Raw genomic sequence first — 2,772 nt, 5'->3', positions numbered from 1 at the left:
GCCGTAGCGAGTTGGAGACGACGAACACGGAGCTCAGCGCCATGGCTGCGCCGGCGATCAGGGGGTTGAGCAGGCCGGCGGCGGCGAGCGGAAGGGCGACGATGTTGTAGGAGAAGGCCCAGAACAGGTTTCCCTTGATGGTGGCCAGGGTGCGCCGGGACAGGCGGATGGCGTCCACGGCCGCGCTCAGCTCCCCCCGGACGAGGGTGATGTCGCCCGCCTCGATGGCGGCATCCGTCCCGGTCCCCACGGCCAGGCCCAGATCGGCGCGGGCGAGCGCGGCAGCGTCGTTGACCCCGTCCCCGACCATCGCGACGACCCGGCCCTGGGACTGCAGCCGGGAGATGACGTCGACCTTGTCGGCGGGCAGGGCCTCGGCGATCACCTCGTCGATGCTGGCCTGCGCGGCGACCGCGCGGGCGGCGCGGGCGTTGTCGCCGGTGAGCAGGATCGGTGTCAGGCCGAGGTCACGTAGCCCGCGGACCGCGTCGGCGGAGGTGGGTCTGATCGTGTCGGCGACGACGAGCACCGCACGGGCACAGCCGTCCCAGCCTGCGAAAACCGGTGTCCGGCCGGCCCGCTCGGCAGCCTGGGCCGCGCGCTCGAGCTCGTCGGGGACGCGTAGCGACCGCTGGTCCAGCAGCCGGCGGCGACCGGCGACGACCGCGTGGCCGCCCACGACCCCCTGCACGCCGAACCCGTTGATGCTGCTGAAGTCCTCGACGTTCGGCAGCTCACCGACCCGCTCCCGCGCTCCGCGGGCGATCGCCCGTGCGATCGGGTGTTCGCCGGCGTCCTCGACCGCGCCGACCAGCCGCAGCACCTCGTCGGTGTCGGTGTCGGCGGTGGTGACGACCTCTAGGAGGCTCATCCGCCCGGTGGTCAGCGTCCCGGTCTTGTCCAGGATGACGGTGTCCACCCGCCGGGTCGACTCCAGCACCTCCGGACCCTTGATCAGGATGCCGAGCTGGGCGCCGCGTCCGCTGCCGACGAGCAGGGCGGTGGGGGTCGCCAGGCCGAGCGCGCACGGACAGGCGACGATCAGCACGGCCACCGCGGCCGTGAACGCCGCCGTCGCCCCCTCGCCGAGGCTGAGCCACACCGCAAGGGTGGTGATCGCGAGGACGATCACGATCGGGACGAACACGGACGACACCCGATCGGCGAGCCGCTGGATCGCGGCCTTGCCGTTCTGCGCCTCGACGACCAGCTTCGCCATCTGCGCGAGCTGGGTGTCCGCGCCCACCTGCGTCGCCCGGACCACCAGCCGGCCACCGGTGTTCAAGGTGGCGCCGGCGACCGCGTCACCCGCGCCGACCTCGACCGGCACCGATTCGCCGGTGAGCATGCTCGCGTCGACCGCGGAGGTACCCTGCTCGACGACCCCGTCGGTGGCGATCTTCTCGCCTGGCCGCACCACGAAGCGGTCCCCCACGGCCAGTTGTTCCACGCCGACCCGCTGCTCCCGGCCGTCACGCAGGATCGCGACGTCCTTGGCGCCCAGCTCCAGCAGGGCCCGCAGTGCGGCGCCGGCCCGTCGTTTGGCGCGCGCCTCGAAGGAACGGCCGGTGAGGATGAGCGTCGTCACCACGGCGGCAACCTCGAGGTAGATGCTGTCCGCGCCGCTGCCCCGGTCGGCAAGCAGGTCGAAGGGCATGGTCATGCCCGTCATCCCCGCGTGACCGAAGAACAGGGCGTACAGCGACCAGCCGAATGCCGCGAGTGTGCCGATGGAGATCAACGTGTCCATGGTTGCCGCGCCGTGGCGCAGGTTCGTCCACGCCGCACGGTGGAATGGCAGACCGCCCCACAGCACGACCGGGGCCGCCAGCGTCAGCGACAGCCACTGCCAGTTGTCGAACTGCCACGCGGGCACCATCGCCAGCAGCAACACCGGCAGGCTCAGCATGCCGGAGACGATCAGTCGCGGACGCTGCGAGTCGGTGCGCTGCGCCCGCGGCACCGCGGTGGTCCCGCCCGCTTCCCGGCTCGCCGTCCGCTCCAGGCCAACCGGTCGGACGGAGCGCAGCGGTAGGTCCGACCCGGTCCGTCCGGCCGGTTGCGGCCGGAGTTGCTGGGGCGGCCGGGCGCGATAGCCGATCTTGTTTACCTCGGTGACCAGGTCGGCTGGGGTGAGCCGGTCCGGGTAGACGACATGCGCCTGCTCGGTGGCGTAGTTGACCGTGGCGGTTACGCCTTGGAGCCGGTTGAGTCGTTTCTCGATGCGCGCCGCGCAGGATGCGCAGGTCATCCCGCTGATCGACAGATCGATTTCGCTGACGCCCGAGGGCTGCGCAGCATCCGCGGTCATGCTCATCGCGATTGTTCCTCCGTTCCTACTGTTCGGTCCGCTTCGTCGATCCGTTCAGCTCTTCCGGCCGGCGCAGTTCGTAGCCGGCCTCGTCCACGGCGGCACGGACCGCCGTCTCCTCGAGCGAGTGTTCGCTGGTAACCGTCACCGCACCGCTGTCAAGATCTACCCGGACGTCGCTGACGCCCGGAATCAGACCGATCTCGGTACTCACCGAGCTGACGCAGTGCGAGCAGGTCATGCCGACAACGGTGCAGGTGTACGTGTGCGTAGTCGTGGTCACAGTCGGCCCTTCCGAAAAATGATCAATTTCAGAGCATGCCTGGCATGAGGGGTACGGCGTACGGATACGCCCATTCAGTGATCCGGGGACTCAGGCCTCCCGGATCGGCTTCCGGACCTCCCAGATCGGCTTCGCTGATCCGGCGGGAATCCCGGATCCGGCAGGAACCCCGGATCCG

2 protein-coding genes are annotated in these 2,772 nt (G+C 70.5%); both read right to left on the bottom strand.

Going from position 1 to position 2,772, the window contains the following annotated elements; all coding sequences use genetic code 11:
- The coding region (locus DD1DGNOD_RS15075; RefSeq protein ID WP_206443198.1) for a heavy metal translocating P-type ATPase at positions 1 to 2,317 on the bottom strand (2,317 nt) is incomplete at its 3' end.
- A 19-nt stretch (positions 2,318 to 2,336) separates the two neighbouring features.
- Positions 2,337 to 2,594, bottom strand: a complete 258-nt coding sequence (locus tag DD1DGNOD_RS15070; RefSeq protein WP_206443197.1) for a heavy-metal-associated domain-containing protein — start codon at positions 2,592 to 2,594, stop codon at positions 2,337 to 2,339.
- Positions 2,595 to 2,772: the final 178 nt, after the last annotated feature.

This window comes from Candidatus Protofrankia californiensis (assembly GCF_900634765.1).
Taxonomy (GTDB): Bacteria; Actinomycetota; Actinomycetes; order Frankiales; family Frankiaceae; genus Protofrankia; species Protofrankia californiensis.
The sequence above is the reverse complement of the archived record's forward strand: the minus strand, read 5'-3'. Positions and strand labels throughout refer to the sequence as shown.